The sequence below is a fragment of the Aureimonas altamirensis genome (assembly GCF_001463885.1).
Lineage (GTDB): Bacteria > Pseudomonadota > Alphaproteobacteria > Rhizobiales > Rhizobiaceae > Aureimonas > Aureimonas altamirensis.
Genome location: NZ_BBWQ01000025.1, coordinates 117,186 through 142,572, shown reverse-complemented (window position 1 = coordinate 142,572; position 25,387 = coordinate 117,186). Strand labels below are relative to the sequence as shown.

General features: G+C 64.3%; 27 protein-coding genes. 14 read left to right on the top strand and 13 right to left on the bottom strand.

What is annotated here, in order from left to right; genetic code table 11:
- Positions 1-33 precede the first annotated feature (33 nt).
- Positions 34-1,434 (bottom strand): RsmB/NOP family class I SAM-dependent RNA methyltransferase, encoded by a 1,401-nt coding sequence (locus AUL31_RS19335; RefSeq protein ID WP_060610583.1) that lies wholly within the window; start codon positions 1,432-1,434, stop codon positions 34-36.
- Positions 1,425-2,405: a zinc metalloprotease HtpX gene (gene htpX / locus AUL31_RS19330; protein WP_060610580.1), complete on the bottom strand. Its 981-nt coding sequence runs from the start codon at positions 2,403-2,405 to the stop codon at positions 1,425-1,427. The genes AUL31_RS19335 and htpX overlap by 10 nt, the downstream gene beginning before the upstream one ends.
- Positions 2,406-2,516: 111 nt before the next feature.
- Here htpX and AUL31_RS19325 point away from each other — a divergent pair, with 111 nt between their 5' ends.
- The 3 genes from AUL31_RS19325 to AUL31_RS19315 all read left to right on the top strand — a co-directional run bounded on the left by AUL31_RS19325 (position 2,517) and on the right by AUL31_RS19315 (position 4,582).
- Positions 2,517-2,717 carry a DUF1674 domain-containing protein gene (locus tag AUL31_RS19325; protein WP_060610577.1) on the top strand — a complete coding sequence of 67 codons (201 nt, stop codon included), beginning with the start codon at positions 2,517-2,519 and terminating at the stop codon, positions 2,715-2,717.
- 137 nt (positions 2,718-2,854) lie between these two features.
- On the top strand, positions 2,855-3,178 hold the full coding sequence (locus AUL31_RS19320; RefSeq protein ID WP_060610574.1) for a DMT family transporter: 324 nt from the start codon (positions 2,855-2,857) through the stop codon (positions 3,176-3,178).
- Positions 3,179-3,286: 108 nt separating this feature from the next.
- Positions 3,287-4,582: an SAM-dependent methyltransferase gene (locus AUL31_RS19315; RefSeq protein ID WP_244489463.1), complete on the top strand. Its 1,296-nt coding sequence runs from the start codon at positions 3,287-3,289 to the stop codon at positions 4,580-4,582.
- 238 nt (positions 4,583-4,820) lie between these two features.
- Here the strand turns inward: AUL31_RS19315 and AUL31_RS19310 are convergent, their stop codons facing one another.
- The 3 genes from AUL31_RS19310 to AUL31_RS19300 are packed head-to-tail and all read right to left on the bottom strand — an operon-like array spanning position 4,821 to position 6,453.
- Positions 4,821-5,207 carry a helix-turn-helix domain-containing protein gene (locus tag AUL31_RS19310; protein WP_060610571.1) on the bottom strand — a complete coding sequence of 129 codons (387 nt, stop codon included), beginning with the start codon at positions 5,205-5,207 and terminating at the stop codon, positions 4,821-4,823.
- Positions 5,204-5,743, bottom strand: coding sequence for a Smr/MutS family protein (locus AUL31_RS19305; RefSeq protein ID WP_060610568.1), 540 nt, complete (start codon positions 5,741-5,743; stop codon positions 5,204-5,206). The genes AUL31_RS19310 and AUL31_RS19305 overlap by 4 nt, the downstream gene beginning before the upstream one ends.
- 14 nt (positions 5,744-5,757) lie before the next feature.
- Positions 5,758-6,453, bottom strand: coding sequence for a Tim44/TimA family putative adaptor protein (locus AUL31_RS19300; protein ID WP_060610565.1), 696 nt, complete (start codon positions 6,451-6,453; stop codon positions 5,758-5,760).
- Positions 6,454-6,601: 148 nt separating this feature from the next.
- Between AUL31_RS19300 and AUL31_RS19295 the strand changes: the two genes are divergently transcribed.
- Positions 6,602-7,132 carry an FxsA family protein gene (locus AUL31_RS19295; protein WP_060610563.1) on the top strand — a complete coding sequence of 177 codons (531 nt, stop codon included), beginning with the start codon at positions 6,602-6,604 and terminating at the stop codon, positions 7,130-7,132.
- Positions 7,133-7,205: 73 nt separating this feature from the next.
- Entirely contained in the window at positions 7,206-7,700 is a 495-nt protein-coding gene (gene secB, locus AUL31_RS19290) for a protein-export chaperone SecB (protein ID WP_143190307.1), read from the top strand.
- A 75-nt stretch (positions 7,701-7,775) separates the two neighbouring features.
- Here secB and dnaQ read toward each other — a convergent pair whose 3' ends face one another.
- The 5 genes from dnaQ to AUL31_RS19265 form a co-directional block, all read right to left on the bottom strand.
- Complete coding sequence (dnaQ, locus tag AUL31_RS19285; protein WP_060610560.1) at positions 7,776-8,486, bottom strand: DNA polymerase III subunit epsilon; 711 nt, start codon at positions 8,484-8,486, stop codon at positions 7,776-7,778.
- Positions 8,487-8,559: 73 nt separating this feature from the next.
- Positions 8,560-9,138, bottom strand: coding sequence for a dephospho-CoA kinase (coaE, locus tag AUL31_RS19280; protein ID WP_073469501.1), 579 nt, complete (start codon positions 9,136-9,138; stop codon positions 8,560-8,562).
- A 4-nt stretch (positions 9,139-9,142) separates the two neighbouring features.
- On the bottom strand, positions 9,143-9,547 hold the full coding sequence (locus AUL31_RS19275) for a hypothetical protein (protein ID WP_060610554.1): 405 nt from the start codon (positions 9,545-9,547) through the stop codon (positions 9,143-9,145).
- Positions 9,548-9,549: 2 nt separating this feature from the next.
- Complete coding sequence (locus AUL31_RS19270) at positions 9,550-10,398, bottom strand: shikimate dehydrogenase (RefSeq protein WP_060610551.1); 849 nt, start codon at positions 10,396-10,398, stop codon at positions 9,550-9,552.
- Complete coding sequence (locus tag AUL31_RS19265) at positions 10,391-10,990, bottom strand: Maf family protein (protein ID WP_060610546.1); 600 nt, start codon at positions 10,988-10,990, stop codon at positions 10,391-10,393. The genes AUL31_RS19270 and AUL31_RS19265 overlap by 8 nt, the downstream gene beginning before the upstream one ends.
- A 563-nt stretch (positions 10,991-11,553) precedes the next feature.
- On the opposite strand from AUL31_RS19265, the gene hemE reads away from it, so the two are divergent.
- The 9 genes from hemE (at position 11,554) to AUL31_RS19220 (ending at position 21,008) form a co-directional block, all read left to right on the top strand.
- A complete protein-coding gene (hemE, locus tag AUL31_RS19260; RefSeq protein ID WP_060610684.1) occupies positions 11,554-12,576 on the top strand; it encodes a uroporphyrinogen decarboxylase in 1,023 nt (340 codons plus the stop codon).
- A 27-nt stretch (positions 12,577-12,603) separates the two neighbouring features.
- Complete coding sequence (hemJ, locus tag AUL31_RS19255; protein ID WP_060610541.1) at positions 12,604-13,107, top strand: protoporphyrinogen oxidase HemJ; 504 nt, start codon at positions 12,604-12,606, stop codon at positions 13,105-13,107.
- Positions 13,108-13,148: 41 nt separating this feature from the next.
- Entirely contained in the window at positions 13,149-13,697 is a 549-nt protein-coding gene (locus AUL31_RS19250; RefSeq protein WP_060610537.1) for a gluconokinase, read from the top strand.
- 196 nt (positions 13,698-13,893) lie between these two features.
- Positions 13,894-15,159 carry a transcription termination factor Rho gene (gene rho, locus AUL31_RS19245; RefSeq protein ID WP_060610534.1) on the top strand — a complete coding sequence of 422 codons (1,266 nt, stop codon included), beginning with the start codon at positions 13,894-13,896 and terminating at the stop codon, positions 15,157-15,159.
- A 129-nt stretch (positions 15,160-15,288) separates the two neighbouring features.
- Entirely contained in the window at positions 15,289-16,602 is a 1,314-nt protein-coding gene (gene mnmE / locus AUL31_RS19240; protein ID WP_060610681.1) for a tRNA uridine-5-carboxymethylaminomethyl(34) synthesis GTPase MnmE, read from the top strand.
- 66 nt (positions 16,603-16,668) lie between these two features.
- On the top strand, positions 16,669-18,546 hold the full coding sequence (gene mnmG / locus AUL31_RS19235; protein WP_060610531.1) for a tRNA uridine-5-carboxymethylaminomethyl(34) synthesis enzyme MnmG: 1,878 nt from the start codon (positions 16,669-16,671) through the stop codon (positions 18,544-18,546).
- The gene (gene rsmG, locus AUL31_RS19230; RefSeq protein ID WP_073469499.1) at positions 18,521-19,180 is read left to right on the top strand and encodes a 16S rRNA (guanine(527)-N(7))-methyltransferase RsmG; all 660 of its coding nucleotides are present in this window, start codon (positions 18,521-18,523) and stop codon (positions 19,178-19,180) included. Before mnmG ends, rsmG begins: the two co-directional genes overlap by 26 nt.
- 77 nt (positions 19,181-19,257) lie before the next feature.
- Entirely contained in the window at positions 19,258-20,043 is a 786-nt protein-coding gene (locus AUL31_RS19225) for a ParA family protein (RefSeq protein ID WP_060610525.1), read from the top strand.
- Positions 20,044-20,054: 11 nt separating this feature from the next.
- Positions 20,055-21,008, top strand: a complete 954-nt coding sequence (locus tag AUL31_RS19220; protein WP_060610678.1) for a ParB/RepB/Spo0J family partition protein — start codon at positions 20,055-20,057, stop codon at positions 21,006-21,008.
- A gap of 3 nt (positions 21,009-21,011) precedes the next feature.
- Here the strand turns inward: AUL31_RS19220 and holA are convergent, their stop codons facing one another.
- Genes holA through leuS form a run of 3 tightly spaced genes read right to left on the bottom strand, consistent with a single transcriptional unit; the run spans position 21,012 to position 25,252 of the window.
- Positions 21,012-22,049, bottom strand: a complete 1,038-nt coding sequence (holA, locus tag AUL31_RS19215) for a DNA polymerase III subunit delta (protein WP_060610524.1) — start codon at positions 22,047-22,049, stop codon at positions 21,012-21,014.
- A 10-nt stretch (positions 22,050-22,059) separates the two neighbouring features.
- Complete coding sequence (lptE, locus tag AUL31_RS19210; RefSeq protein WP_060610521.1) at positions 22,060-22,623, bottom strand: LPS assembly lipoprotein LptE; 564 nt, start codon at positions 22,621-22,623, stop codon at positions 22,060-22,062.
- Entirely contained in the window at positions 22,610-25,252 is a 2,643-nt protein-coding gene (leuS, locus tag AUL31_RS19205; protein WP_060610518.1) for a leucine--tRNA ligase, read from the bottom strand. The genes lptE and leuS overlap by 14 nt, the downstream gene beginning before the upstream one ends.
- Positions 25,253-25,387 lie beyond the last annotated feature (135 nt).

The following is a 25,387-nucleotide window of genomic DNA, read 5'->3' as shown; positions in this document are numbered from 1 at the left end:
GCGGCATTTTCGTGAATCGAGGTAAAATTCTTCTTAACCGCCGGTCGCCGGCTGACGAAGAAGCCGCGCTGCGTAGAATCCGTCCATTCCGGCCAAAGCCGGATTGGCGTCCGGCGCCATTGCCGGCGTGGTGCGGACATCGCCCACCGGCGAGATGGCAGCCTCTAGCCCCGGCAGCTCGTCGGCCGCTATGGGCTTTCTGCGATACTCGGCATGCTCGGCCAGGAATGTCTCGACGACGTCTTCCCCTTCGGCGGGATCGAGCGAGCAGTTCGAAAAGACGAGGAGGCCGCCGGGCCGGACCGCCCGGGCCGCGTGGCGCAGCAGGTCGGCCTGCACTGCCGCCAGCTTGTCCACTTCTTCGGCGCTCTTCGTATAAGCGACGTCGGGGTGGCGGCGGATCGTGCCGGTCGAGGAGCAGGGTGCATCCAGGAGCACGCCGTCGAACGCCCCGCCGGAAACGATGTCGGCCTGCCGAATATCGCCCTGCACCGCCTGTATCGGCAAACGAAGCCGCTTGAAATTCTCTTCCAGGCGGGCCAGCCGGCTTGCGGATATATCCATCGCGGTGACCTCGGCTCCCGCCGCGGCCAGTTGCGCGGTCTTGCCGCCGGGCGCTGCGCACAGATCGGCGATCCGGGCGCCGGAGACGGAACCGAACAGTCTGGCCGGTATGGCTGCCGCGGCATCCTGCACCCACCAGGCTCCCTCTTCGAACCCCGGCATTTCCTGCACCGGGCGGGACGGGTCCGCCTCCAGGCGCACGGTACCGAAGGGCAGCAATTGCCCGCCCAGGCGCTCTGCCCACAGGGCTGCGTCGCCATCGCGGACGGTGATATCAACCGGTGCGATGGCGCGATGGGCGGCGGCGATGGATGCCAGCGCCTCGGCGCCGTAGGCCGGCAGAAGACGCATTTGCAGCCATTTCGGCATATCGACCAGCGGATCGGCCTGACGGGCGATCAAGTCGTCCCTCTCGCGGGCAACGCGTCGCAGGATCGCGTTGACCAGACCGGCAAACCGGCGAAGGCGGGGGTCGACATGGGTCTGCGAGACGGCAAGATCCACCGCAGCGGAATCCGGCACGTCCAGAAACAAGATCTGCGCCATGGCCGTATGGAGAAGGCTGTGCAGGGCGTCGGCATTCCCCGGCAGCGGACGCTCGAGGCACTGCGACAGGATCGCGTCCAGCGTCCCGCGCCGCCGCAGCGCCGACACGAGGATGGCGCGAACCAGGGATTGATCCCTGCCGTCCAGACGCCGGAAGGCCGGATGGCCGCTCTTGCGGTCGGTCAGGCCGTCCAGCGATGTCTGCGACACGACCACGGCCGACAACAGCCGCGTAGCCACCTGGCGTGCGGCCAGGCCCGGCTTGTCGTCCATCTCCGCGTCTGCGGGCTCCTGCCCGCTCCGCGGCCTTTTCTTCAACCCCATGGTCCTCGTCGTCCACCACCGCTATTGCTTCCGCCGCTCCATGGACCGCGCCGCCGGCCCTCGTCAAGGAAGCCGCCCTGTTGCGCCGTCGATGCGAACTGGCCGGAGCCGCCTGCCGCCGGCTGCATTTCCGCGGCCTGCGCCTTAAGGGCCGCGATCCGGTTGTTGGTATCGGGGTGTGTCGAGAAGAGATTATCCATCCGCTGGCCATTCAGCGGATTGATGATGAACATATGCGCGGTCGCCGGGTTGCGCTCGGCATCGACATTGACGGTCCGTCCGGCGGCGGAGGCGATCTTGGCCAGAGCCGATGCCAGCCAGATCGGGTTGCCGGCGATTTCCGCACCGCGCCGGTCTGCCGAGTATTCCCGCGTGCGGGAGATCGCCATCTGGACGATCATCGCAGCCAGCGGGGCGACGATGACCGCTGCGAGCACGCCGATGATGCCCAGCGGATTGCTGTTGTTCTCGCGGTTGCCACCGAAGAAAAACGCGAAATTGCCGAGCATCGAGATGGCGCCCGCCAGCGTGGCCGTGATGGTCATGATCAGCGTATCGCGGTTCTCCACATGAGCCAGCTCATGCGCCATGACCCCGGCCACCTCCTCGGGCGTCAGCTGCTGCAGCAGGCCGGTGGTTGCGGCGACTGCCGCATTCTGCGGGTTGCGGCCTGTCGCGAAAGCGTTGGGCTGGCTGTTTTCGATGATGTAGACGCGCGGCATCGGCAGGCCGGCATTGGCGGCCAACCCCTTCACCAGCCGGTAGTAATCCGGTGCGGTGCGCTCATCCACCTCGTGCGCGTGGTGCATGCGCAAGACCATCTTGTCGGCGTTCCAGTACGCGAAGAAGTTCATGGCAATGGCGATGAGAAGTGCGATCATCATGCCGCCACGGCCGCCGATCAACAAACCGACCCCCATGAAAAGGGCGGTCATCACCGCGATCAGCATGGCAGTCTTGAGCCTGTTCATGAGCGTCCATATCTCCAGCGATACAAGGCCGTACGGCCCGTGTACAATCTGGTAAGGCCGCGTGCCTCCTTCAATACAGGGGCGAACGGCAACACGCCATGGAGCAGGATCATGACGCAGGACAACGCAGCGCCGGCACGGCGGTTCGAGGATCTGCCGGCGGCGGCGCAACGGGCCCTTCTGGAAGCCCAAGAACGGCGCGCCGCCGAGCCGAAGGCAGACGACAAGCCGGTCGAGATCAACGGACGCAACGGCCCGGAGCCGGTCCGCTACGGCGATTGGGAAAAGAACGGCATCGCCTCGGATTTTTAGAGAATTCGCGCTTGATCCAAGGGCGTCCAGGGCCCATTTCATGCCCTGGGACACCGCCTGAAATGACGGATGTCGAAGGACGACCTTCCATAAGGCCATCACCGTAGGGACGACCCGCGCTACTCGGAGTTGTCGTCATGGCTTGGGCCTATCTTCTTATCGCTGGCATTCTGGAGGTCGTCTGGGCCTTCTCGATGAAGCAGTCTGCGGGCTTCACGCGTTTGGTGCCGAGCATCATCACCATCCTGTTCATGGGCGCGAGCTTCAGCCTTCTGTCGATCTCGATGCGCACGCTTCCGCTCGGAACCGCTTATGTCATCTGGACGGGCATCGGCGCTGTCGGGGCTTTCATCGTGGGCATCGTCGTCCTTGGCGAAGCCGCCAATCCGATGCGATTGCTGGCTGCCGCATTGATCGTTTCAGGCCTTATCCTGATGAAACTCGCGACGCCCGCCGGCTGAAAACACCGATCCTCTACACCGAAAAGTGATCATCATCGGGGCAGACCCTTCCTCTGCTGCCATGCCGTGCTATTCTCAGGCGGACTTATCATGCGGGGAGTGTTTCACGTGAGACACGAGATTGTTCGCGCCGAAGATGAGAATGCCCGGACCCTCGCCCGGTTGATCCGGCAGGGATATGACAGCTTCCAGCCCCAGATAGCTGTTCGCCTGTGGACGGGCGAGCGCCTCGGTCCGGTCGATGGACCGGTCGTGGTGCTTCATGATCCGGTGGCTCTGTCGCGTCTCGCCTTTCGGCCGACGATCACGACCCTTGTCGAGCTGTGGATGGAAAAGGCCTTCGATGTCGAGGACGGCACCCTGTTCGACATCGCCGGGGTCAAGAGCCGGGTCAAGACCAAGCAGGCCCTGAAGCAGATCGGCAAGTGGCAGGTGGCCCGCGCGCTGCCTGCGCTGCTGCGGCTACGGCGTCAGGGAAAGGTCGTTCACCAGACCGTCGGGAACGGCGCTGGCGCCAGCGGTTCGACCCGGCAGGCGATCCAGTATCATTACGATGTCTCGAACGACTTCTATCGCCTGTTCCTCGATCAGCGCATGCTCTACTCCTGCGCCTACTTCGATGGCTGGCACGACGACATCGACAAGGCGCAGCGCGACAAGCTGGACATGATCTGCCGCAAGCTGCGCCTGCAGCCCGGCGAGCGGATGCTCGATATCGGCAGCGGCTGGGGCGCCCTGCTGATCCATGCGGTTTCCCACTACGGGGTCGTGGGCCATGGCGTGACGCTGAGCCAGGCCCAGTTCGACCTGTCGCGCGAGCGGATCGCCGAGGCAGGGCTGTCCGACCGGATCACGATCGAGCTGAAACCGTTTCAGGATCTGTCCGGCAGCTTCGACAAGATATCGTCCATCGGAATGTTCGAGCATGTCGGCTTTGCCCATCACGACGAATATTTCGCGGCGGTGCATCGCCTTCTCGAACCGGGCGGGCTTTACCTGCACCATGCGATCACGCGCCCCGCAAAGAAGACGGTGCGGCAGTTCCATCGCAAGTCGGCGGAGTACAAGGCTTTGACGCAATTCATCTTTCCGGGCGGAGAGCTGGATTACATCGGCCACTCGCTCCAGAAGCTCGAGGCGTTCCGCTTCGAGGTGCATGACGTGGAAGGCTGGAGAGAGCATTACGCCCGAACGCTCAGGTTGTGGGCCAATCGCCTGCACGACAAATTCGACGCCGCGATCGGCATGATCGGCGAACCGCGCGCCCGGCTCTGGCTGGCCTATCTGGTGGGATGCGCCATCAGCTTCGAGCGCGGTGATGCGTTGATCCAGCAGACGCTGGCCTCTCGCAAGGTCAAAGGGCCCAGCAAGCTGCCGCCCACGCGCCGCGATCTGTATAGCTGAACGAAAAAAGGGCCGCCCCGTCGAAGGAGCGGCCCCGTGATTGCGAGCTCTTGCCGTCAGGCCGTGCCTGATTGGCCGAAAACCATCGTCAGAAAGAAGGCTGCCCCTTCCCGTCGACGCACATTTCCGATCCTGTCGGCAATTGCAAACCACTCGACATTGGATCACCTCCTTCCGTTTCGTTGAACACAACTGAAATATTGGGGGCGACCGACGGCCATTGCAAGGCAGGTGCGCGTTATTTTGTGCGCCGCCCCGTCTCGATCCGTCCCGTAGCCTGCTCCAGAATATCCAGAAGCTGCCGGATATCCGCCTGGCTGAGAGATCCGATCGTTTCCGCCAGGCGATTGGCAAGCACGGTCGCCTCGGGGGCAAGACCGCCGGTTTCCACCGTCACCCGTGGGTGAGACAATTCGGCCAGCCGCTCCAGCTCTTCCGCATCGTCCCAGATCACACCCAGATAGCCGATCATCCGCTGCAGCAGATACCAGCTCGGACGGCCCCGCCGGCCATGCTCCAGCGCCGAAAGATACGCCCCGGACACGCCGAGCGCCTCCGCCATCTGACCCTGGCTGACCCCCTTTTCGCGGCGAAGCGCGCGAACCTTCTCGCCGAATGGTGTCATGTCTTGCGCAGCCTGACATAGAAGGCGCCCTCCCCGCCGTGGCTCCGTTCGGCGGTGTCGAACCCGGAGACGAGGCGGCGGAACGCATCCGTGGCGATCCAATGCGGGAAGGCGCGGCGCAAGGCGCCGGTGGATCCGGAAGAGGACCCCCGGCCGGTAATCACCAGGACATGGCGCAGCCCCATGCCATGGGCTGACCGAAGGAAACCCAGCAGCGCATAATGCGCTACTGCCTCGGTCTTGCCGTGAAGGTCTATGCGTGCGTCGATCTCGAGCCGGCCGCGGCCCAGCTTGCGCCGCACCGGCCGGTCGATCCGCTCCTGCACGATCTGGGAACGCGGCGGTTGGCCGGGCGCATGATCCGGCCGCAGGGCCATGGCCGGCCGCATCGCCTCTGACGGGGCCTTGCCGGCGGCGGCAGCGCTGTCTTCAGGCAGTGCCGGCAGGACATCCCGTCCGGGCAGCGGGCGCGCCGTGCGGGCGACGGCCGACCACAGGCGCTTGTCTTCCTCGGTCAGGACGCCGCGTCGCTTCATGCCTCAAGAGAGCCTCAGCTTTCTTCGGATTCGGTCTCGACCAGTTTCCAGTTCGGATCGCGCGAGCGGGTGTCGCGGGCGAAGGTCCAGACGTCCCGGACCTCGACCACCGTTTCGGGATCGCCATCCGCAACCGTGCCATCGGGCTTCAGCACCGCCGAGATGAGCTGAGAGACGATGCGCAGGGTCACGTAGGCTTCGGTGCCCTTCAACTCGGCCGATACGACCCGGGCATCGTCGATCCCGACGAACGAGGATTGCATGCGCTCGCCGCGCTTTTCGCGGTCGGTGATGGCCGTGTCGAAGCCCTGGTAGACTTCCGGGGACAGGAGGTTGCGCAGCAGCTTCCGGTCGCCGTCCGCAAAGGCGGTCACGATCATTTCATAAGCGACCTTCGCCCCGTCCACGAAGGTGGGCGCGTCGAAAGAAGGATCGGCATCCTTGATTCGCCTCAGTTCGGTATTGGTTGTCGTACCGGGCTCCGCCAGCTTGTCGATGGCCTCGTAGCTGCTTGCGACCGGCTCGGCATCGGGCATCCGGCGGCTGGGCAGGGTTACGACATTGCCGGGGTTTGCGGCCCCGTTCTGCTCGTTGCGCGTGTAGGGATCGTAGGGCGGGCGCTCGTTCCCGGTGCGGCGGCCCAACACCGTCCACAACTGGTAGAGGACGATCACCGTCACCACGATAAAAAAGATCGTCCCGAAACCCATGCTCTCCGCATCCCCTGAATCCGTGTAAAAGCTATTTCTCGCATATAGACATGGTGCGCCCGGCATTCAAATCACGCCGCGCGATACCTATGTGCCCTAAATTCAATCTGCCTCGACGGCATCCGACCGGGAAAGACACCGCCTGCCCATGCCCGCACTCCTCGTCCTGATCGCAATTCTTGCTCTTCCGATGGTCGAGATCGGCGTCTTCATCGCCGTCGGCAGCCAGATCGGTATCGGCTGGACCCTGGCCCTGGTGGTGATCTCGTTCCTGCTCGGCATCGTCCTGTTTCGCAGGCAGGGCTTCTCCACGCTGAAGGCCGCCCAGACCGAAGCACGCGCCGGCGTCGTTCCGGAGCGCCCGATCGTGCATGGCGCGATGATCGTCATGGGGTCCATCCTCCTGATGATCCCGGGCTTCGTCACCGACTTCTTCGGACTGCTGCTCTTCATTCCGCCGGTGCGCGACATGATCTGGAACGCCATGCGTTCGCGCATCACCGTACGCGCCTACGGTCCCGGCCACCGCACCTACACCACCGGCACCGCGCACCGCGTCGGCCCTGAGGTAATCGACCTGCCGGAGGACGATTTCGCACGCCGCGACGGCGATCCGGATTCTCCCTGGTCGGACGGCCAGGCTGGCGGCAACCGTACGTTGCCGCCAGACCGGTCTTAGGTTCGCTTGTCTCCCCGGACCCGGCATGCTAGCGCAACACCAGCCTGACGCATCGATATCACGAGGAAATTGGATGTCCGACACCGAAATGGCCAATGGCCAGACTGCTACGGCCGCGGCCCCCAGCCTGAACGTGCTGACGCAGTACATCAAGGATCTCTCCTTCGAGAGCCCGAATGCGCCCGGCGTTCTCCGTGGCCAGTCAAAGCCGCCGGCCATCAACATCGGCGTCAACGTCTCGGCCCTGCCGGTCAACGGCTCCGACGGCGAATACGATGTCAAGCTGACGCTCAACGCCCGTGCCGGCGAAGGCGCCGAAGCGATGTTCCTGGTCGAGCTGCAGTATGGCGGCATCTTCCGGGTACAGAACTTCCCGCAGGAGCATCTCCTGCCGGTCCTGTTCATCGAGTGCCCGCGCCTTCTGTTCCCCTTCGCACGTCAGGTCATCGCCGACGTCACGCGGAACGGCGGCTTCCCGCCGCTGATGGTCGACCCGATCGACTTCGCTGCACTGTTCCAGCAGCGCATGGCCGAAGAGCGCGCCCGCCAGCAGGTGCAGCCTTCCTGATACCGGTTTCATTGCAGTCATCGTTACGGGGGCGCCATTCTGTGGCGCCCCTTTTTCATGGCTATGTTCCGGGGTTTACTCGACGGGCAGATAGGTGCGCCAGATAGCCTCCTCGCCGAGGGTGGCGACGAAAGCGGCATGGCGGGCGCGCTGCGCATCGTCCAACCGGGGTGGCAGGGGGGCCGGCCGCTGCCGGGTGGGTTGCAGCACGATGTCGCCAGGCGTGTCGTTGCCCTGGGACCGCCCTTCTTCCGGGTTCAGCAGCAGTGCCGCCTGCCGGCCGCCGATCAGTTCGATATAGACCTGCGCCAGCAGCTCGGAGTCCACCAGCGCCCCATGCTTATCGCGGCGCGAAGTATCGATCTGGAAACGCGAGCACAAGGCATCCAGCGTCGCGGGCGCCATCGGAAACTTGCGCCGTGCCATGGGCAGCGTATCGATGATCGACGACAGGGGGATTTCCGCTCGCCCGATCCGCTTCAACTCGGCATTCAGGAAACGCACGTCGAATGCGGCATTATGGGCGATCAGCATCGCATCGCTGAAGAAGGCGACGAAATCGTCCGCCACCTCTTCGAACAGGGGTTTGTCCTTCAGGAAATCGTCGGAAATGCCGTGGATGTCGAACGCCCCCGGATCGACCCGCCGGCCCGCCGGCCGGATGAAGCAATGGAACTCCCGGCCCGTCGGAATATGGTTCCACAACTCGACGCCGCCGATCTCGATGACCCGGTCGGCCTCGAAATCGAGACCGGTCGTTTCCGTATCGAAGACGATTTCGCGCATGGAACAACCCCCGAAACTCCAGCCTGTCCCCTCTTCGCCCATCGGCGCGCGCGCCTCAACCCCGGTCGACGAATTATCCAAGGTGCCGGACGATCGCCTCCACAGCTGTCCTCGCCGCATCGAGGCCCGATGCGGTATCGATCACGAAATCCGCCCTTGCCCGCTTGTCCGCATCGGGCATCTGCCGCGCCAGGATCGCGTCCAGCTTCTGCGCCGTCATTCCGGGCCTTGCCAGCACCCGCTGGCGCTGGACGGCCTCCGGTGCGGTCACGACAAGAACCGCGTCCATATCCGCCTCGCGTCCCGTTTCGAACAGCAGTGGAATGTCGAGGACAACGAGCGGGTGGCCGTCGCGGCGCGCTGTTTCCAGAAAGTCGGCCTCCGCCCGGCGCACCAAAGGATGGACGATCGCCTCCAGCCGCCGCAGCGCATCCGGATTGCCCACGACCGCCCTGGACAGCGCCGCGCGGTCGATGACGCCATCGCGCAGGGTGCCTGGAAAGGCCTCGTCCACCAATGGCGCCTGGGGTCCGGCATAGATGCCGTGCACGGCCGCGTCGGAGCTGTGCACCGGCACGCCCAGCGCCTCGAACATGGCTGCCGTCGTGCTTTTGCCCATGCCGATGGACCCGGTCAGGCCAAGAATTTTCACGCCGTCAGTCCGTGACGGTGCTGGCGATGCGGAAGGCATGGTCGTGGCCGTCCCGCACCAGAAGATATCGGCACGAGAATTCCAGCGCCACCTCGCCGTCGGCGCGCTCCTGACGCCAATGAACGACGGCATTGGCGCTTTCGGCTCCGCCCGTCAGCTCCAGGATTTCGAAGCGCGTGTGCACGATTTCCTCACGCTCGAAGATGTCCAGCAGCGCCTCGATGTTTTCCAGGAGTTCGTCTTCGTCGGCAAAGGTATTGCCGCGTCCGCCCTGCCACAAGGTTGCGGGGAAGGCAAAGCAGGCGGCCACGGCGTCGCAGTCGAAATCGTCGAACCCTTCCGCGTAGTCGGTGAACAGGCTCATCGCCTCGTCCCGCGTCGTCGCTGTGCCCTGCCCTGCCGTATCCATCGTCAAACTCCCTTTTCGATATCGCTGAGGACAAGGCTGCGAAGCGCCTCGTCCACCTGCGGCGTCACACCGAACCATCGCTCGAAACCCGGCACGGCCTGATGCAGGAGCATGCCCAGCCCATCGGCCGTCCTCAAACCACGCGCCCGCGCCGCCGCCAGCAGAGGCGTCTCGACGGGCACATAGACGATGTCTGTCACCAGGGCGGCATCGGCAAGGCCCGCAAGGTCGGTTACCGGCAAGGCCTCGCCGTCCGGCGCGTGTGCCGGGCGCGTATTGACGAGCAGATCCGCGGCACTCATCAAACGCGCCTCATCCTCGATCCCGTGGGCACTGACGCGCTCGCCGAACCCTTGCGCAACCGTTACGGCGCGCGCCGGATTGCGGTTCACGATATGCACGCTGCGTGCACCGGCCGAAAGGACGGCGTGAACCACCGCCCGTGCTGCGCCCCCGGCTCCCAGCACCACGACCGTCTCGGCATCGCGCCAGCCCGCCAGGCGGTCATCCAGATTGGCGGCAAAGCCGTGGGCGTCGGTGTTGCCGCCGATTAGAACATCGTCCTCGAACCACAGCGTGTTGACCGCACCGATGGCCGTGGCCGCGGCATCCAGCCGGCCGGCGGCACGCAAGGCCGCTTCCTTGTGGGGAATGGTCACGTTGCCGCCGATAAACCCGGCGGATCTGAGATCCGACAGGAACTGCTCGATCTCTTCGGGTGGCACGCCTGCGCGCTGGTAACTGCCGGGCAGGCCGTGCCGCTGCAACCAGGCTCCGTGGATCAACGGCGAACGCGAGTGCCATACCGGCCAACCCGTAACGAAGGCGCGTGGTATGGTCTTGTCAGTCATCGAGGGCGCCTTCCGCCTGCAGATCCTTCACCAACGGCAGAAGCGGCAGGCCGACGATGGTGAAGAAATCACCCTCGATCCGATCCATCAGGAGAATGCCCGGGCCTTCGATCTGGTAGGCTCCGACACTGCCCAGAACCGCCTCTCCGGCCTTGGCAAGATACTGGCCGATCTCGGCCGGCGTCAGCGGACGCAAGGTGATGGAGGCCGTCTCAACATGCCGCTTCAGCACCACGCCGCTTCTGACCAGCGCGTAGGCGCTGTGCAGCCTGTGCGTACGCCCGGACAGGGCCAGAAGCGCGCGGCGCGCCTCTTCCATGGACGCCGGCTTGTGCAGGAGGACGCCATCCAGCTCGAGCGTCTGGTCGGCTCCCACCACGAAGCGCCCCGCAAACCCCTCCGAAACGTCGGTGGCCTTCGCCTCCGCCAGGATCGAGGCAAGGTCTTCCGCCGTCACCTCCGCATCTCCGAACGACTCCTCTACGGCCCGTTCATCGATGCTGGAGGCGACCGCCTCGACCGCGATCCCGGCCTGTTCGAGAAGGCGTCGCCGATGCACGCTGCCCGACGCGAGAATGATGGGTTCCGCCACGCGAACCTCCCCTGGAACTGTCCCAATATCCCTTCTAGCCAGCCTCGCGCCTGCGTTCCAGACGGCGGACTCGATTCTTCATGGCGGCGCAAGGGGAACCAACCCGCCGCCCCCGACATTCTGGCACGTCTGTGGGAATCACTGGACGGCTTGGGGGCGTGCTGGAGCCTTGGCTGGACGCGGTGGGAAACAGCCATGCTTTTCCACACACGTAGCCGGGAGAACGCTTGTGCCCGGGGCAATCTGAATATCGGGGACAACCCGTCATGCCATGCTGCGTTTCGCACCCATCATCCACAGGCGGCAGCCGCGCCTTGTTCGAAACAACACTTTGATATCGAACGATTATTTCAGATATCCCGCTAAATCCACAGGGTGCCGTCGATCGGGTTTCGCACAGGCGTCTGTCAGAGCCGCCAAAACATGGCTAACGATCCGTGACCATGAATTCCTGCAATCCACGGCCATAAAGAATAAGAATCCTTTTCTATAGGGATTCTATACTTAGGGGATAAATGCGATCGCCGGGTCCGACGATCGATCGACGAGGAATGGAAGCCATCATGCCAAGACGCCGATTGCTGAGGGCCATCGACGGAGAAACGCTCGACACGCCGCCGATCTGGTTGATGCGCCAGGCGGGGCGCTATCTGCCCGAGTATCGCGCTACGCGCGCCGAGGCCGGCTCGTTCCTCGATCTCTGCTACAATCCGGAACTGGCGACGGAAGTCACGCTGCAGCCCATAAGGCGCTTCGGGTTCGACGCGGCCATCCTGTTCTCGGATATCCTCGTCATTCCGGACGCCTTGCGGCGCAATGTCCGTTTCGTGGCCGGCGAAGGGCCGCAGATGGACCCGCTGCTGCCCCGTGAAGTCGAGACGCTGGATCCGTCCATGGCCGAGACGCATCTGGCACCGGTCATCGCGGCAGTCGCCCGCATCCGCGAGGCCCTGCCCGACGAGACGGCGTTGATCGGTTTCTGTGGTGCGCCCTTCACGGTCGCCACCTACATGATCGCCGGCCACGGCACACCGGACCAGGCCCCTGCCCGGCTGTTCGCCTATCGCCATCCGGACGAGATGGATGCGCTGCTGGCGCTGCTGGCCGACATGTCGGCGCAGTATCTTATCCGCCAGCTTCGTGCCGGTGCCGATTGCGTGCAGATTTTCGACAGCTGGGCCGGAATCCTCGACGAGGCCGGTTTCCGCCGCTTCGCCATTGCCCCGGTCAAAAGGATCGTCGCGCAGGTCAGGGCTGCCGAGCCCGGTGCGCGGATCATCGGCTTTGCCAAGGGCGCTGGGGCCTATCTCGACTTCTATCGCGCCGAAACGGGCGTCGACGTCGTTGGGCTGGACTGGACCGTTCCGGTGGCTCAGGGACGCCGCCTGCAGGCGGATGGCGCGGTGCAGGGTAATCTGGACCCGCTGCGCCTGATCGCCGGCGGCGCTGCCCTGGAGGACGGCGTAGACGCCATCCTGGCCGGGCTGGGCGATGGTCCGCTGATCTTCAACCTTGGACATGGCATCACCCCGGATACGCCGATCGCGCATGTCGAGGCGCTCGTGCGCCGCGTTCGCGCTCGCTGACATCAACTTCCCCTTCAGGAGATCCGCATGAAATCCAACCGCGCCCTCTGGATCGCCCTTGCAGTGGGCGCCCTTTTGATGATCGCCCTGTTCGCTCTGGTTCCGCCTGAAGCGATGCCGTGGGTCAAATCCCTGCATATCGTGGCGGTGATCTCGTGGATGGCCGGAATGCTCTATCTGCCGCGCCTGTTCGTCTACCACGCGGAATCGGCGGTGGGCTCCCAGCAGGCCGAGACCTTCAAGATCATGGAGCGCCGGCTCCTGAAGGGCATACTCAACCCTGCCATGGTGGTGACCTGGGCCGCCGGCCTGTGGCTGGCATGGATGTTCAGCTTCCAGGGTGGCTGGCTGCACGCCAAGATCGCTCTCGTGCTTGTCCTGTCGGGCATGCACGGCTATCTCTCCGCCTCGCAGCGCCGTTTCGCGCGCGACGAAAACAGGAAGAGCGCCAAATTCTGGCGTAGCGTGAACGAAATTCCGGCCGTGCTGATGGTGCTGATCGTCATTCTGGTGGTGGTCAAGCCGTTCTGACCCCGATGGGGCACCCGGCGGACGAAGGAAAAGGATATCGCATGTCCGACAGCAGCCGGCCTTTCGCCGCAATCGTCATGGGCCCGTCGGGGGTCGGAAAGACCACCACCGCCAAGGGTGTTGCGGACCGGCTGGGATGGGAGTTCGCCGAAGGGGACGAGTTTCACCCCAAGGCCAACATCGACAAGATGTCGGCCGGCATCCCCCTTGATGACGACGACCGGGCACCGTGGCTGCGCTCTATTCGCGACTGGATGTCCGAGCAATCGGATGCCGGCCTAAACTGCGTTCTGACCTGCTCGGCCCTCAAGAAGCGCTATCGCGATATCCTGCGCGAGGCACGGTCGCAGGTTCTGTTTATCGAACTCGATGCGCCCATGGACCTCGTGGGCGAGCGTATGGCCCACCGCAAGGGCCACTATATGCCGACGTCGCTCCTCAAGTCGCAGTTCGACACGCTCGAGCCGCTCGATGCGGAGGAGGGCGGAATCATCGTCAGCGTCCGCGATACGCCGGAAAAAGTGATCGATGATGCCGTCGCAGCCCTCGAGAAGGCGGGCGCGAAGCCAGCCGGCTGTACGGTGGCCTGACCATCGAACCTCTTGCCCTGAGGCAGAGAGCGGTTTATATGCGGTCCATCCCGCCTTTCGGCCGGTGCCTGCAAGGCACTGGCCCTGCAGTTTAGCCGAACCCGCTTTTTTCAAGTTTACGGCCTGCGTCCCATCCCCCTACAGCATGCACCCACCGGCTCTTTCAGGTCCGCGATGGGTCGGAGCCATAGAATTCATGCCTGAGATCAAACTCCAGGACCTCAAAAATAAAAGCGCCCCCGAGCTGATCGCTTTCGCCGAAGAGACCGGCGTCGAGAACGCATCCGTCCTGCGCAAGCAGGAATTGCTGTTCGCGATCCTCAAGCAACTGGCAGCCCAGGATGTCGAAATCATCGGCGAGGGCGTGGTCGAGGTGCTGCAGGACGGCTTCGGTTTCCTGCGCTCGCCCGAGGCGAACTACTTGCCGGGCCCGGACGACATCTACATTTCGCCGTCGCAGCTTCGGCGTTTTTCTTTGAAGACCGGCGATACGGTCGAAGGGCCCATTCGCGGCCCCAAGGACGGCGAACGGTATTTCGCGCTTCTCAAGGTCAATACGATCAATTTCGATGACCCGGAGAAGATCCGGCACAAGAGCCATTTCGACAATCTGACGCCGCTCTATCCGAACGAGCGCTTCAAGATGGAAATCGCCGATCCGACCCGCAAGGATCTGTCGGCTCGGGTGATCGATCTGGTGGCGCCGCTCGGCAAGGGCCAGCGCGCCCTGATCGTCGCGCCGCCGCGCACCGGCAAGACCGTGCTGCTGCAGAACATTGCCCATTCCATCACGGCCAATCATCCGGAATGCTACCTCATCGTTCTTCTGATCGACGAGCGTCCGGAAGAAGTGACCGACATGCAGCGGTCGGTGAAGGGCGAGGTCGTTTCCTCGACCTTCGACGAACCCGCCACCCGCCACGTGCAGGTTGCCGAAATGGTGATCGAGAAGGCCAAGCGCCTCGTGGAGCATGGACGCGATGTCGTCATCCTTCTGGACTCGATCACCCGTCTCGGCCGCGCCTACAACACCGTCGTGCCGTCATCCGGCAAGGTGCTGACGGGCGGTGTCGACGCCAATGCGTTGCAGCGTCCGAAGCGCTTCTTCGGTGCCGCCCGCAATATCGAGGAGGGCGGCTCGCTGACGATCATCGCGACCGCGCTGATCGATACCGGATCGCGCATGGATGAAGTCATCTTCGAAGAGTTCAAGGGAACCGGCAACTCCGAGCTGGTGCTCGACCGCAAGGTTGCCGACAAGCGCATCTTCCCGTCCATGGACATTCTCAAGTCCGGCACGCGCAAGGAAGACCTGCTCGTACCGCGCCAGGACCTGCAGAAGATATTCGTGCTGCGCCGTATTCTTGCGCCGATGGGCACAACCGACGCGATCGAGTTCCTGATCGACAAGTTGAAGCAGACGAAGACGAATTCGGACTTCTTCGACTCCATGAATACTTGACGGTTGAGCAACCGCTAACGACAGGGGCGCCGGCGCTGTGAAGCATCGGCGCCTTTTTAGTTTCCGGTCCTGTACGCGGCCTGAAATGACCCGTTGACGATGCCGCGCCGTCATGCGACCGCATCGCGCATGTTAGACGCAACCGATACGATCGTGGCCCTGTCCAGCGGCAGCCTGCCGGCTGGCATCGCCGTATTGCGGATCAGCGGTCCCAAGGCCATTGCCACCGTAAACCGCCACGTTACCCGGTTGCCGGAGCCACGGCATGCCGGCCTCAGAACGATCCGTGATGTCGATGGGGCCATTGTGGACAGGGGACTGGTCATCCTGTTCCCAGGTCCGGACAGCGTGACGGGCGAAGATCTGGTGGAGTTGCATTTGCACGGCGGCAAGGCCGTCGTGGCGGCCTGTCTGGAAGCCCTGACGGGCCATCCGGGCGTGCGCCTGGCCGAGGCGGGAGAGTTCACGCGGCGTGCCTTCGTAAACGGTCGCATGGACCTGACGGAAGCTGAAGGGCTCGCCGATCTGCTGGCCGCGGAAACGGAATTCCAGCGCAAGCTCGCAATAGCCCAGACCGGCGGTGCCATGCGCCAGGCCTGTGAGGGGTGGATGCGACGGCTGACCCATATCCGGGCGATGCTGGAGGCCGATTTCGACTTTTCCGACGAAGACGATGTCGCGGACGATGTCGCGGCCGGCGTTTCACGTGAAATAATCGCTTTGCGTGCCGAGCTCCAGGCGGCCCTGGCAGATGCGAGGCGGGGCGAAATCCTGAAGGATGGTTTCAAGGTCGCGATCATCGGCGCACCGAATGCCGGTAAGTCGAGCCTCCTCAACTGCCTTGCCGAGCGCGACGTCGCTATCGTATCGGACATCCCCGGGACCACGCGGGACCGGATCGAGGTTACGCTCGATCTCGGGGGACTTGCGGTCCGCCTGATCGATACTGCGGGCCTGCGCGACACGGCAGACCCGATCGAGCGCCTTGGTATCGAACGTGCCATCGACGCTGCCCGTCAAGCCGATCTGGTTCTTCATCTGTGTCCTGTCGGTGAGACAGCCGACACCTTCGATGCCGGATCGGATGGCCCGCCGACCTGGATCGTCACGACCAAGGCCGATATGAGCACCGAAGCGCTTTCGGGGCTTGCCGTCTCGGTGCGTAGTGGCGCCGGCATCGACCGTCTAGTCGAGCTTGTGCGCGGTCTGGCAAGCGAAGCGGCGGGCAGCCCGGAAGGCGGCATCCCGACGCGAAGCCGCCACCGCGACGCTATCGGCATGGCCGTCGGCTATCTCGGCGAATGCGACGTCGAGACTCTGCCGCCAGAGGTGGCGGCGGAACTGCTGCGGATGGCGTCCGACGCGCTCGGCCGGATCGTCGGCAAGCGGGACGTGGAAGACCTGCTGGATGTCATCTTCTCGCAGTTCTGTATCGGCAAATAAGCCGAAACGGCCGGTGCCGCCGACCGGCGATTGACATGCGTCGCCGGACTTGGCTTAACCACCCGCATGAAGGATGTCCTGAACTTCGATGTCGTGGTTATCGGTGGTGGCCATGCCGGCTGCGAAGCGGCCGATGCGGCCGCGCGCCTCGGTGCGCGCACGGCTCTGGTGACGCATCGTTTCGAGACCATAGGCGCGATGAGCTGCAATCCGGCCATTGGCGGCATCGGCAAAGGGCATCTCGTGCGCGAGGTGGACGCGCTCGATGGGCTGATGGGCCGTGTTGCGGACCGGGCAGGCATACAGTTTCGTCTTCTCAACCGACGCAAGGGGCCTGCCGTTCGCGGGCCACGGACCCAGGCCGATCGCAAGCTGTATGCCAACGCCATGCAGCAGGCGATCCGCAGCCGACAGGGGCTGACTGTCATCGAGGGCGATGCATTCGATATCGCCATCAATGACGGTGGCATTGAAGCCGTCATCATGGCGGACGGACGCAGGCTTGCCACGGCCAATGTCGTTGTCACTACCGGGACCTTTCTGCGCGGACTGATCCACCTCGGCGAGCGGCAGATCCCGGCCGGGCGGGTAGGGGAGGCGGCAACGCTTGGCCTGTCCGCAACATTCGAGCGGATGGGGCTGCGCCTTGGCCGCTTGAAGACGGGCACCCCGGCGCGCCTGGACGGGCGCACCATCGACTGGGCTTCGCTGGAGATGCAGAAGCCGGATGAGACGCCCTATGCCTTTTCCTATCTGACCCGCCGGATAGAAAACCCACAGATCGATTGCGGCATCACACGCACCACACAGCGGACGCACCAGCTTATCCGCGACAATCTCCATCGCTCGGCCCTCTATGGTGGCCGGATCGAGGGGACGGGCCCGCGCTACTGTCCGTCCATCGAAGACAAGATCGTCAGGTTCGGCGACCGGGAAGGGCATCAGATTTTTCTGGAGCCGGAGGGGCTGGACGACGACACGGTCTACCCGAACGGCCTGTCCACCTCGCTGCCGGAAGACGTTCAGGATGCGTTCCTCAGGTCCATTCCTGGGCTGGAGGCGGTTCGTATCATCAAGCCCGGCTACGCCATCGAGTACGACCATGTCGATCCAACCGAGCTGAGCCGTGGGCTGGAGGTGCGGAAGGCACCGGGCCTGTTCCTGGCAGGGCAGATCAACGGCACGACCGGTTACGAAGAGGCCGCTGCGCAGGGTCTGGTGGCCGGGCTTAACGCGGCCCGCCGGGCGTCCGGCCAGGAGGCCGTCCTGTTCGGCCGGGAAGAAGCCTATATCGGCGTCATGGTCGATGACCTGACGCGGACCGGCGTTACCGAGCCCTATCGCATGTTTACCTCGCGCGCGGAATATCGCCTGTCGCTGCGCGCCGACAATGCCGATCGGCGACTGACGCCGAAGGGCATCGAACTTGGCCTGGTCGGACGCGAACGCCGGTCCGTCTTCGAAGCCAGCGAAGCCCAACTGGTCGATGCGGAAAAGCGGTTGAAGGCCTTGTCTTTGACGCCCGCCGAGGCACAGCGAGAGGGGCTTCACGTTAACCAGGATGGGCGCCGCCGCACCGCCTGGCAGCTTCTGGCACAGGACGGTGTCGATCTTGATCGGCTGTCGGCGGTATGGGCCGATGCAATCCTGCCGCTTCCGGCCCAGATCCGAGAGCGGGTAGAGATCGAAGCCAGCTACGATGTCTACCTTGACCGCCAGCGGCGGGACCAGGCAAACCTGAGGCGCGACGAGCAGAAAGCGATCCCGGACGGGTTCGACTTCGCGGCATTGAAGGGTCTGTCCACCGAGATCGTCCAGAAGCTTTCGGCGCGCCGCCCGAGTTCGCTTGCCGAGGCGGAGCGTATCGACGGAATGACGCCCGCCGCCATGGCCATCCTTCTCGTAGCCTTGAGGCGTCATGAGTTCAGCAAAGCCGCAGCCTAAAACCGACGACGATATGAAGGCAGTTCTGGAACGCTGGCCTGTTTCACGTGAAACGCAGGACAGGCTGGCGGCCTATGCCGCTCTCGTCCGTACGTGGCAGAAGCACATCAACCTCGTTGCGCCATCGACCGTGCCGACGTTGTGGAGCCGCCATATCGAAGATGGCCTTTGGCTGGACGAGGTTGCCGGGCCCGTGCAGCACTGGGTCGACATCGGGTCGGGGGGTGGATTTCCCGGACTTGTTCTGGCCTGCTTTGCTGCAGAACGGGCGGGGCATCACGTCGATCTGGTGGAGGCGAACGCCAAGAAATCAGCCTTCCTCCGCACAGTGATCCGCGAGCTGGCGCTGCCGGCAACCGTGCATTGCCAGCGGATCGAGGCGGCAGGCCCGGTACTGGGGCGGGCCGATGCCATCAGCGCCCGGGCGCTTGCATCCCTGGACAGCCTCTTGGGGCTCGTCTCGCCGTCGATACAGCCAAAAACTGTGTGTTACTTCCTGAAGGGGCGGGCGCATGAAGGCGAAGTTGCCGACGCCACTGCCCATTGGCACTTCGACATGGTAAAGCATCCGTCAAGAACGGAAGCCGAATCCGTTATCCTAGAGATCGGAAATTGCCGGCCCATGGCTGCATAACCTGTCTCACGTGAAACATTCGGGCCGGTCGAACGAGGCGACAGGAGCATCCTGTGGATAGTTTGTCATCAGGGCGCATGCGGGTCATAACGATCGCCAATCAAAAGGGCGGCGTCGGCAAGACGACGACGGCAATCAATCTCGCAACGGCCTTGGCTGCGGTGGGCAAAAAGACGCTGCTGATCGATCTGGACCCGCAGGGCAATGCCTCGACGGGCCTCGGTGTCGAGAAGGCGGTTCGGGACCGCTCTTCCTATGACGTGCTGCTTGGCTACGCGTCGGTGGCCCAGGCGGCCATGCAGACGGTGGTGCCCAACCTTTCGCTGATCCCCTCGACGCTCGACCTCCTGGGCGTCGAAATGGAGATCGCCTCGGCCGCCGAGCGCGCCTATCGTCTCCGGGATGCGCTCCACGAGCATAGCCTGACGCGATCCCAGTTCGATTTCGTGCTGGTCGATTGCCCTCCCTCCCTGAACCTCCTGACCATCAACGCCATGGCAGCGGCGGATTCGATCCTTGTGCCGCTTCAATGCGAGTTCTTCGCCCTCGAGGGGCTCAGCCAGTTGCTTGAAACCGTCGAGCAGGTTCGCGATACGCTGAACCCGACACTGGCGCTGCACGGCATCGTGCTGACCATGTATGACGGCCGCAACAATCTGGCGGAGCAGGTGGTGGCCGACGTGCGCACATACATGGGCGACCATGTCTACCAGACGGTCATACCGCGCAATGTCCGTGTTTCGGAGGCGCCGTCCTTCGGCAAGCCGGCGATCCTGTACGATATGAAATGCCCCGGCAGCCAGGCTTATATCCGCCTGGCGTCCGAAGTGATCCAGCGTGAACGCGAAATGCTCGCCGCATGAAGAGGGACCAGATGAAGGAAGACAAGTCGCGCGCCCGTCTTGGACGTGGTCTGGCGTCGCTGATCGGTGGGGCAGGCGATGCTGGTCGGGAGACTTCGACCGGGCTTCCTGCGCGCCCGTTCATTGCCCAGCCGCAAGCCGGGGGAGAACGTAAGGTGCCGGTGTCGGCCCTGACGCCGAACCCGAAGAACCCGCGCCGAACCTTCGAAGATGCCGATCATTCGGAACTGGTGGCGTCCGTGCGCAATCACGGTGTCGTTCAGCCGATCCTTGTGCGCAAGGTACCCGGCCAGACCGAGCTGGAGATCGTCGCCGGCGAACGGCGCTGGCGGGCGGCGCGTGCTGCGGGCTTGAGTGACGTTCCCGTCGTCATCCGGGACATCAGCGACCGGGAGTCGCTGGAAATCGCCCTGATCGAAAACGTCCAGCGCGCCGACTTGAACGCCATCGAAGAAGCGCTCGGTTACGAGATGCTGATCGACGAGCACGGCTACACCCAGGCCGATCTTGCCGACATTCTTGGCAAGAGCCGAAGCCATGTCGCCAATACGCTGCGGCTTCTGAAGCTTCCAGATGCCGTCCGCACCATGGTTGTGAAGGGCGAATTGTCGCCCGGCGCCGCGCGTACGGCGATCTCCATGGACGATCCGGAAGGTTTCGCCCGGCAGGTGGTGGGGCGCGGGTTGAGTGTCCGTGAGGCCGAAAAGCTTGCGCGCGGGGACGACGTCTCTCCGGCGCGGCGTGCGCGAAAGTCTGGTCCGGCTGCGGCTGCAAAGCCGGTGGAGGCAGATGCTCCGCAGGATGCCGATACGGCTGCGCTCGAGAAGTTGTTGACCGAGGCGTTGCAGATGCCGGTCAGCGTCCGCCTGAAAGGCGAGGGAGGCATGCTGACCCTCGAATTCGGCAATCTGGAGCAGCTCGACGACCTATGCCGTCTGTTGCAAGGCGGCAGCGTCGACGCCTGAGGATCAACCTCGACGGGTGCGTGCGGCTTCCACGCCTATGTCCATCAGCAGGCGAAAGGTGATGACCTGCTGAAGGGCCGCTTCCTTGCGGCTTTTCAGGATGTCGGTCTCCATGCGTCGCAGCATCGTTGCGATAGCGTCCTGCGACCAGAGCGAAAGCGCCGCTTCCAGGGCGCCTTGCCGGCTGAAATGAACACGACGCCGCGCAACGATGTCCTTTACCGATTTGCCATCGCGATCCAATTCCTGCCGCATGAGCTGCAGTTGCTGGAAATGACGCAGCATCGGGTTCTGGATCTGGAAGGCACTCACCCCCGATCCCATCAGGCGGTCGATCAGATGGGGAAGCCGGCGAACCTCTCCCGAGGCGGCCGCATCGATGGCCTCGTCGACCGTTTCCGACGATACGTCACCGACGATGGACAGGATGTCGGTGCTGGTGATCGTGGCCTGACCGCGCGCGTAGAGGCACAGCTTCTGAATCTCCCCGCGGGAGGCAAGCCTGTCAGCGCCGAGACGGCTTTTCAGAAGGTCTCGCCCGGCCCGGTCGATGGACAGGCCGGCGGCCGACAATTCTTCATCGATGAGACGGTCGAGCCCACGCTGCTCGTCCGGGTAGCAGGGCAAAGCGAGGGCGGCGCGACCGCGCTCCACATTGACGCGGAGCGCCGATGATTTTCTCAGCTCGCCGGCCTCGATGATGATGGTGGTTTCGGCCGGAGGCTTGGCGGCAAGGTCTGCCACGGCATCCGCCAGGGCCTTGCCGTTGCCGGCATTGCGGATCCGGATCAAGCGGCGGCCGCCGAACATCGAGACGGTGTTGGCCTCGTCGAACAGGCGGCCGATGGATTTTTCAAGCTCGTCGGCCGACAGCGTGATGCTGGCGAAAGGGTCGCTCAGGTCGACGCCGGACAAGGCGGCGACACGCGCCGAGCGCTCCGACACGAGCCCGGTATCGGGCCCGTACAGCAGAAGGACCGGAAACGAGGTGTCCGGCCGCGACAGGAATGCGTCAACCTCGCCGGCCTTCTTCTGAGCCATGCCCGTTGCGTCAGCTTTGCGGCGCTTCGCGCTTCAGAACAGGCAGGACGGCCATACCCACGCGGTCGGCCAGTTCCCGCGCCGCACGAGCCCGCGCGTCTTCCACGGCGCTCTGCGAGGCGTAGAGCTGCGAATTGCGGTCGTAGGGCACGGTGCTGAACCGCGACCCTGCGCCGATCGTCTCGCCATCCGACAGGCGGATCAGCGTGTAATCGGCCTGCATCCGGTAGGAGGCCGCCGACGGAACGCCCGTGCCACTTTCGACCGACGTGACCTGGTCCAGCGCGGTTACGACGTAGCGCACCTCGTACAGGGGGCTGGATACAGGGTCCGCACCGTTGAGACGATAGACAAGCGCGTTGCGGAAAAGCTGGTCGGTGCGTGTCGCGGCGGCCGCCACGGACACGCGTCCGCGCATGTCGGTCAACAAAGCAGGGCCATCGAAAGCCGGTCCCGTCGATGTCTGTGGCGGTGCGTAGGCTGGGCCGGACGTGCAGGCCGCCAGGAGGGCGAGGCCGGCCAGCGCGCCGGCGGTGCAGATGCTGCGCAGCCGCGCGTGATCAGATAACGACATTGACAATCCTTCCGGGTACGACGACGACGCGCCTGGGGCTGGCGCCCGCAAGTGCGTCAACCACGACATCTAGGGCGAGAACCGCCGCTTCAATCTCTTCGACGGGGCTGTCCTTGGCAACGCGCAGATCGGCTCGCTTCTTGCCGTTGATCTGCACCGGCAGCACGATTTCGTCATCCACCAGCAAAGCCGGATCGACGTTGGGCCATGGTTGCGAGGCCACGAGGCCGTCCTGGCCGGCGGCCTGCCAGCACTCTTCCGCAAGGTGCGGCATCATCGGCGCCACAAGCCGGATGAGGATGGACAACGCCTCCGAGCCTGCGTCACGGACGGCAGGGTCAGCGGCAAAGGCGGGCGTGGAGAATGCCGCCGACAGTGTGTTGACCAGCTCGTACAGGCGCGCCACAGCCTTGTTGAAGGCCAGCCGCTCGATATCGTCGGCCACGCCGGCCGCGGCCCGATGCGCCGCACGCCGGACTTCCATCGCCAGGGCCGGATCGGTGACGCCGCCCACAGGCGCGGCGCGCAGCGTTTCCGCCGCTTCGTTGACGACGCGCCACAGGCGCTGGACGAAGCGGAAGGCGCCCTCGACGCCGGCCTCCGTCCAGATGACGTCGCGATCGGGCGGGGAATCCGACAACATGAACCATCGTGCGGTATCCGCCCCGTACGAGGCGATGATGTCATCCGGGTCCACGACGTTCTTCTTGGACTTGGACATCTTCTCGATGGGGCCGATCTCGATCTCCTGCCCGGTGGACAGCCGGCGGGCGATGCGGCGACCATCGGCTTCCTCCAGCGCGATATCCGCCGGTGCCACCCACTCCCGCCCGTCGCGATAGGTTTCGTGCACCACCATGCCCTGCGTGAACAAGCCCTTGAAGGGTTCGTCGACGGCCATGTGCGCGCAGGCGCTCATGGCACGGGTGAAGAAGCGGGAATACAGAAGGTGCAGGATCGCGTGCTCGACGCCGCCGATATACTGGTCGACCGGCAGCCAGGCATTGGCCAGCGCGGGTATGGTCGGCTGGGCGGCATGCGGCGCGGTGAAGCGCGCGAAATACCAGGACGAGTCGACAAAGGTGTCCATCGTATCCGTTTCGCGCAGGGCCGCGCCGCCACACTGCGGACAGGTGGCCTTCCGCCACGTAGGATGCCGGTCGAGCGGATTTCCGGGCGTGTCGAAATCGATATCGTCGGGCAATACGACAGGCAGGTTCTCTGGAGCCTCGGGCACGATCCCGCAGGCATCGCAGTGGAGGACGGGTATCGGGCAACCCCAATAGCGCTGGCGCGAGATACCCCAGTCGCGCAGGCGGAAGTTGACGCGCCGCTCGGCCTGCGGACGTCCGTTGAGCTCTGTTCCGGCCAGGCGTTCGGCGACCGCGTCGAAGGCGTCGTCCGGGGCCATCCCATCGAGAAAGCCAGAATGGAACAAGGTGCCGTCGCCCACATAGGCCTCGGCGCCGATGGCAAAGCCGGTGGGCTCGGCGCCGGCGGGCAAGACCACGGGCTTGACCGGCAGGTCGTAGGCGCGGGCAAACTCCAGGTCGCGTTGATCGTGGGCCGGGCAGCCGAAGACGGCGCCGGTGCCATACTCCATCAGCACGAAATTGGCGACATAGACCGGCACCGTCCACGATGCGTCCAGCGGGTGGATGGCGCGCAGGCCGGTATCGTAGCCCCGCTTCTCGGCCGTTTCGATGGATTCCGTGCTGGTTCCGCCGCGCCGGATTTCGGCGATGAAGGCGGCCAGCTTCGAGTCCGTCGCGGCTGCCGCACGCGCCAGCGGGTGGTCGGCCGCCACCGCGATGAAGGAGGCGCCGAACAGCGTGTCGGGACGCGTGGTGAAGACTTCGACCTCGCGGCCGACCCCTTCGCCGGACATCTCGGCAACGGACAGACGCTCGTTACCCGCGAGGGCCCAGCGCAGCAGAAGACCCTCGGACCGACCGATCCAGTTCTTCTGCATGACGCGGACCTTTTCCGGCCATCCGGGCAGCGTATCCAGCGCATGCAGCAACTCGTCGGCATATTGCGTGATGCGGAAGAACCATTGCGTCAGTTCGCGCTGCTCGACCTCGGCACCGGAGCGCCAGCCGCGCCCATCGATGACCTGTTCGTTGGCCAGCACGGTCTGGTCGACCGGATCCCAGTTGACCTTGCTCTTGCGGCGATAGGCCAGCCCTTCCTTGAGTAGGTCGAGGAACAGGATCTGCTGGCGATGATAGTAGTCGACATCGCAGGTTGCGAATTCGCGCGACCAGTCGAGCGACAGGCCCATCGATTTGAGCTGTTCGCGCATGGCGGCGATGTTGGCGTAGGTCCACTCGCGCGGATGGACCTTGTTCTGCATGGCGGCGTTTTCCGCCGGCATGCCGAAGGCGTCCCACCCCATGGGATGCAGCACGTTGAAGCCCTTGGCGCGCTTGTAGCGCGCGACGACGTCCCCCATCGCATAGTTGCGAACATGGCCGATATGGATGCGTCCCGACGGGTAGGGGAACATCTCCAGCACGTAGTATTTCTCACCCGGCGCGTCGTCTTGCGTTTCGAAGAGCTTCGCGCTCGACCACGCCTCCTGCCAGCGGGGTTCGGAGGCGCGCGGGTTGTAACGTTCTGTGGCCATGGTGACGCGGCGATCTTTCGGCGGTGCTGTTATGTTTATGGGATGCTTCACCATGCCCCGTCCGCTCCGTCAACAGCGCAGGGTGTCGGATCCGGCCAAACTGGGGTACAGCCGACGCCGGTGGAACGAAATGGA

Bases quoted from the DNA above. Each gene is read 5' to 3' on its own strand.
- AUL31_RS19335 (WP_060610583.1), bottom strand. From the start codon at position 1,434: ATGGGGTTGAAGAAAAGGCCGCGGAGCGGGCAGGAGCCCGCAGACGCG.
- htpX (WP_060610580.1), bottom strand. From the start codon at position 2,405: ATGAACAGGCTCAAGACTGCCATGCTGATCGCGGTGATGACCGCCCTT.
- AUL31_RS19325 (WP_060610577.1), top strand. From the start codon at position 2,517: ATGACGCAGGACAACGCAGCGCCGGCACGGCGGTTCGAGGATCTGCCG.
- AUL31_RS19320 (WP_060610574.1), top strand. From the start codon at position 2,855: ATGGCTTGGGCCTATCTTCTTATCGCTGGCATTCTGGAGGTCGTCTGG.
- AUL31_RS19310 (WP_060610571.1), bottom strand. From the start codon at position 5,207: ATGACACCATTCGGCGAGAAGGTTCGCGCGCTTCGCCGCGAAAAGGGG.
- AUL31_RS19305 (WP_060610568.1), bottom strand. From the start codon at position 5,743: ATGAAGCGACGCGGCGTCCTGACCGAGGAAGACAAGCGCCTGTGGTCG.
- AUL31_RS19300 (WP_060610565.1), bottom strand. From the start codon at position 6,453: ATGGGTTTCGGGACGATCTTTTTTATCGTGGTGACGGTGATCGTCCTC.
- AUL31_RS19295 (WP_060610563.1), top strand. From the start codon at position 6,602: ATGCCCGCACTCCTCGTCCTGATCGCAATTCTTGCTCTTCCGATGGTC.
- secB (WP_143190307.1), top strand. From the start codon at position 7,206: ATGTCCGACACCGAAATGGCCAATGGCCAGACTGCTACGGCCGCGGCC.
- dnaQ (WP_060610560.1), bottom strand. From the start codon at position 8,486: ATGCGCGAAATCGTCTTCGATACGGAAACGACCGGTCTCGATTTCGAG.
- AUL31_RS19275 (WP_060610554.1), bottom strand. From the start codon at position 9,547: ATGGATACGGCAGGGCAGGGCACAGCGACGACGCGGGACGAGGCGATG.
- AUL31_RS19270 (WP_060610551.1), bottom strand. From the start codon at position 10,398: ATGACTGACAAGACCATACCACGCGCCTTCGTTACGGGTTGGCCGGTA.
- hemE (WP_060610684.1), top strand. From the start codon at position 11,554: ATGCCAAGACGCCGATTGCTGAGGGCCATCGACGGAGAAACGCTCGAC.
- hemJ (WP_060610541.1), top strand. From the start codon at position 12,604: ATGAAATCCAACCGCGCCCTCTGGATCGCCCTTGCAGTGGGCGCCCTT.
- AUL31_RS19250 (WP_060610537.1), top strand. From the start codon at position 13,149: ATGTCCGACAGCAGCCGGCCTTTCGCCGCAATCGTCATGGGCCCGTCG.
- rho (WP_060610534.1), top strand. From the start codon at position 13,894: ATGCCTGAGATCAAACTCCAGGACCTCAAAAATAAAAGCGCCCCCGAG.
- mnmE (WP_060610681.1), top strand. From the start codon at position 15,289: ATGTTAGACGCAACCGATACGATCGTGGCCCTGTCCAGCGGCAGCCTG.
- mnmG (WP_060610531.1), top strand. From the start codon at position 16,669: ATGAAGGATGTCCTGAACTTCGATGTCGTGGTTATCGGTGGTGGCCAT.
- rsmG (WP_073469499.1), top strand. From the start codon at position 18,521: ATGAGTTCAGCAAAGCCGCAGCCTAAAACCGACGACGATATGAAGGCA.
- AUL31_RS19225 (WP_060610525.1), top strand. From the start codon at position 19,258: ATGCGGGTCATAACGATCGCCAATCAAAAGGGCGGCGTCGGCAAGACG.
- AUL31_RS19220 (WP_060610678.1), top strand. From the start codon at position 20,055: ATGAAGGAAGACAAGTCGCGCGCCCGTCTTGGACGTGGTCTGGCGTCG.
- holA (WP_060610524.1), bottom strand. From the start codon at position 22,049: ATGGCTCAGAAGAAGGCCGGCGAGGTTGACGCATTCCTGTCGCGGCCG.
- lptE (WP_060610521.1), bottom strand. From the start codon at position 22,623: ATGTCGTTATCTGATCACGCGCGGCTGCGCAGCATCTGCACCGCCGGC.
- leuS (WP_060610518.1), bottom strand. From the start codon at position 25,252: ATGGCCACAGAACGTTACAACCCGCGCGCCTCCGAACCCCGCTGGCAG.